The organism is Lederbergia sp. NSJ-179 (assembly GCF_022867885.1).
GTDB lineage: Bacteria > Bacillota > Bacilli > Bacillales > Bacillaceae_C > Lederbergia.
The window spans coordinates 1-4,325 of record NZ_JALIFP010000075.1 but is presented as its reverse complement, the minus strand read 5'-3'; the positions used below and the strand labels follow the sequence as shown (position 1 = coordinate 4,325).

Annotated in this window: 2 protein-coding genes; both read right to left on the bottom strand. The window is 39.3% G+C overall.

What is annotated here, in order from left to right:
- Positions 1-227: 227 nt before the first annotated feature.
- Positions 228-1,541: an ABC transporter substrate-binding protein gene (locus tag MUB24_RS22650; RefSeq protein WP_244707958.1), complete on the bottom strand. Its 1,314-nt coding sequence runs from the start codon at positions 1,539-1,541 to the stop codon at positions 228-230.
- 273 nt (positions 1,542-1,814) lie between these two features.
- Entirely contained in the window at positions 1,815-3,740 is a 1,926-nt protein-coding gene (locus MUB24_RS22645) for a glycoside hydrolase family 127 protein (protein WP_244707956.1), read from the bottom strand.
- Positions 3,741-4,325 lie beyond the last annotated feature (585 nt).

Sequence of the window (4,325 nt, the reverse complement as noted above, 5' to 3'; positions counted from 1 at the left end):
TAGTCTGAATTCAAACCATTGGCGTGTTTGTCAAGAGCGATTGCGGCAGCTTACCACCACATTTAGATCTTAGAGCTACTTTTGGGCTTTTGTTTTCATAGAATTTTTGACACTACCCTATTGATGTCTGAACGTTTGGTAGCTGATCAACTCGGTTATCGGACACGATTAGCCTTTAATCGTTGCCGTTCTAAGAGCTTTCTCGGATCAGCTACCATTGTATCTTTTTAATTTCCTAAAATACTTTCCGCCTGATTTCTAAAGTTCTTTGCGGCATCCTTTGGACTAATTTCTCCATAGTTGATCTGCTCAGACAAGCTATCCAGTAGTTCGATAATTTGTCCAGCTTGAGCAGGATCTGGTGCTCCCATTGGTGTGCTATTTTCTTCCACCCATTCCACATAATCAAATACTTGTGCTTGTGCTTCCGATACCTCAGATTTTAGAGCCTCTTTGATTTCTGAAGAAACGGGTACACCGCGTTCAGCTAAAATGATTTTATTTGCCTCAACATCATTAATAAAGAAATCAATAAATTGTGCTGCTACCTCTTTATGTTTAGAATTTTCTGATACAGACCAAAACATGCTAGGCTTTAGGAATAAACCCTCTGCCGTTCCGGGTCCAGGCAACGGAGCCAATTCCATTGGACGATCCGCTACTTGTTGTAAGCCTAAAAATTGGTTGGACCACTGAAATATTCCTACACCTTCTTGCTTTACGACAGGGTTGTCTTCAATCCCTGTTAGTTGAGCTGAATAGTCAGGTGTTGGCGTTAAACCTTTGTCTACCTGTTCTTTCATCATCGTAAAAAAATCAACGAATAATTGATCATCATCATAACCCAATCCAGAACCATCTTCTGCATAAAGACGTTTCCCTTGCGTACGGAGATAGTAGTTGAAAAATACATCCGCTTTCTGACCCGTATCAAAGAAAATACCAGTGTCTTTCGCCTTTGCAGATATTTTCTTATAATCATCCCATGTCCAATCTTCAGGGATAGAATTCTCACCAACTTTTTTTAACATCTCTGGGTCATATTGAAAAGCTAAGGCATTTACTCCTGCGTTAAATCCGTAGACACCTTCCCCAACTTCTCCACCTGAAATAATCGTGTCTGCAATATTGGATGTATCAATTTGCTCACCAAAGTATGGTGTCAAATCTGCTAGTTGATTATTATTCGCATATTGAGTGATATACGAAAGATCCATCTGGATAATATCAGGCAGTTCATTTGCCGCTGCCTGTGGAGCAAGCTTTTGCCAATAATCATCCCAGCTCGCATATTCTGCCTCAACTTTTACATTCGGATTTTTCTCTTCAAAAAGTTTAATCACTTCATTGGTGTAATCGTGTCTTGGTTGGTCACCCCACCATGCGATTCGAAGTGTAACTTCTCCATCTGCTGCATCTGATTTTTTTTCATTACCATCTGATCCGCCATCTTTGCCTGCGGAAGTGTTGTCACTATGACCACATGCAGCTAACCAAAAGACCATCATCATTCCCAAAAGTATAAATAGACCTTTTTTCAATGTAAATTCCCTCCCCTTTTTATTTATCTGTAAGCGATTGCGCTTATAGTATAACAAAGGTACTATTGTTTTGATTATAGAAAAAACAGTTGTAAATGTTTAAAAAAGAGAGAAAAAACTTTTTTTGTCTATTTAAAATATAGTTAGCTGACTTCTAGATCAATTTAAAATGGCAAAGCCCCGTTATAGGCTTTGCCATTTTCATTCCTATTCGTCCCTTCGTTCTATTAAAACTAATGGCACCGAAAGGTCGATAAGTGGTGGGTTGTTGACTTATTCATTCATCCATACTAACATTTCACCAGGTTCACGATTGCACCATGCATAATATGGAATTGCTGTTATTTGTACAGATTTTGGATGATCTTCGACAGGGCGATAGAGGGTATTATTCCAGCTTTCTTCATCCTCTCGCAAGGCTTCACCTTTGATTAACACGACACCTCCTAGAATTTCTTCGTTATACTCGGCTTTTAATTCTGAGTCTCTTGGCAGAATAATCCCCGCTAAATTCGGACCATTATCTGCCTCTTCTAAACAATACACGATTGGCCCCCGGCGTAATGCCACTTTCCCATTATTATGACGAACTTGTGGGTTCGCTTGAATCCGTTCTACTTCCATTGGAAATGATAACTCAATTAAATCATTGGGAGCCCATGTTCTTTCTATATAGACATACCCATCTTTCATGAGCGGGACATGGTCAACATATTCACCATTTACCTTTACTGTGGCTCCGTTTGCCCAACCAGGAATACGTAGAGCAAGAGTAAATCTATGTTCTCCTTCCGGTAAAACCTCAATGGATACATCTCCATCCCAAGGATAATTCGTTCTCTGTATCATTTGCACTTCCCTATTTTGGATCGTAAAACTTGCTTCGTTTCCCATATATAGATGGATGAAAAGCTCATCTTCTTCCTGCGTATAGACGTAATGCCCCACAGAAGCAATTAATCTTGCAATATTCGGAGGGCAACAAGCACAACCAAACCATGGCTGCCTTACCGTCTTGACGTGTTGATGATCTTTTCTTACATGACATGCCTGCGGTGAAACTTCTAAAGGATTCACATAAAAGAATTTTTTTCCATCCAAATCCATGCCACTTATAGAGCCGTTGTATAAAGCCGTTTCTAATACATCTGCATATTGGCTATTGATCTCTAAACTTAGCATTCTCTTTGCCCAAAAGGCTAAAGCAACGGTTGCACATGTTTCGGTATAAGCCAAATCATTTGGTAAATCATAGTCAAATGAGAAGGCCTCACCAAATACCATGGAGCCAATACCACCAGTAATATACATTTGTTTTTGCGTCACATTTTTCCAAAGTTTTTTAGTTGCTTCCCTTAATTCGTGATCACCAGTTTTTGCAGTTAGATCCGCCATTGCCGAATACATATAAGTGGCTCTTACTGCATGGCCAACAGCTTTCTCTTGCTCGCGCACAGGTTTATGGGCTTGGTGATAAGCATAATCATCATTAAACCAAAATGGTTTAGAATCATTCCTTTTCTTTTTCTCGATATCGAAAAAGTGCGGTTGTGTTCCTCTCTCATCAATAAAGTACTGACTCAATTTTAAATATTTTTCATCTTCTGTCACTTCATATAATTTTACAAGTGCCAGTTCAATTTCTTGGTGCCCAGGATATCCATGAATCTGACCCTCTTCCCTACCAAAGACACGTTCAATATGATCCGCATACTTGATCATAATGTCGAGAAATTTTCTTTTCCCAGTGGATTGATAATAGGCCACTGCAGCCTCTATTAAATGCCCAGCGCAATAGAGTTCATGATTGTCCCGAAGATTCGTCCAACGCTTGCCCGGCTCTTTTACTTGGTAATACGTATTAAGATAACCATCCTCTGCTTGGGCTTTTTCCATTAAATCAATGACTTCATCGGCCTTTTTTTCCAGTTCGGAATCAGGTTTATGTTCTAAACTATACGCAACAGCTTCCAACCATTTGGCCACATCACTATCCTGGAAGACCATTCCATAAAATTCACCCTCTGCTTCACCAGCAGCAATTCTAAAGTTTTCAATCGCATGACTTGGTGCTACATTTGGTAGCCGGTCGTTTAAGGCATCCCATTGATAGGGAATAACTTGTTCGCGAACAACTTTTATATAACTTCCCCAGAACTTATCCGTAATCTTGAGTCTATTCTTTATAGCCTCTTTCATCGAGTACAACCCCTTATAATGGATGTTCAAAAAGTCCGGTAAAAATGACACTGCGAATATCTTCGTTGGCTTGCTTTTCCGCTGCTCACGTATTAACTGTATACGTTCCGCTGCTCAAAGCTAGCCGCCTCGAACTTCTTGGTCCTTTTTATCCTCCTTTTTGAACTCGCTCTTATAATATATTTTCTTATTCTAATACTTTTCTAGCATTGGTTACAGATTCCCACACGATATCATTTATTCTATTGATCCTTTTCCTTCAAATATTGGCTTGACGACTATTCGACCTCCATTCCTACTTCATGTCTAGTTCATTATATCGCTCCTCTCATGACGCAAAATGTTCACTTGATACCCCTTACATTTCTTTAAATATAACATTCATTATATTGCTTGTCGGTAGTTAGACTCATACAATAGGTGGACAAAAACGACATCAATCACATAAAATGATCTTAAATCTTTTGGTAGTGTCAAAAATTCTATGAAAACAAAAGCCCAAAAGTAGCTCTAAGATCTAAATGTGGTGGTAAGCTGCCGCAATCGCTCTTGACAAACACGCCAATGGTTTGAATTCAGACTAAC

Excerpts from the sequence above, each read along its gene's own strand:
- MUB24_RS22645 (WP_244707956.1), bottom strand. The coding sequence starts at position 3,740 with ATGAAAGAGGCTATAAAGAATAGACTCAAGATTACGGATAAGTTCTGG.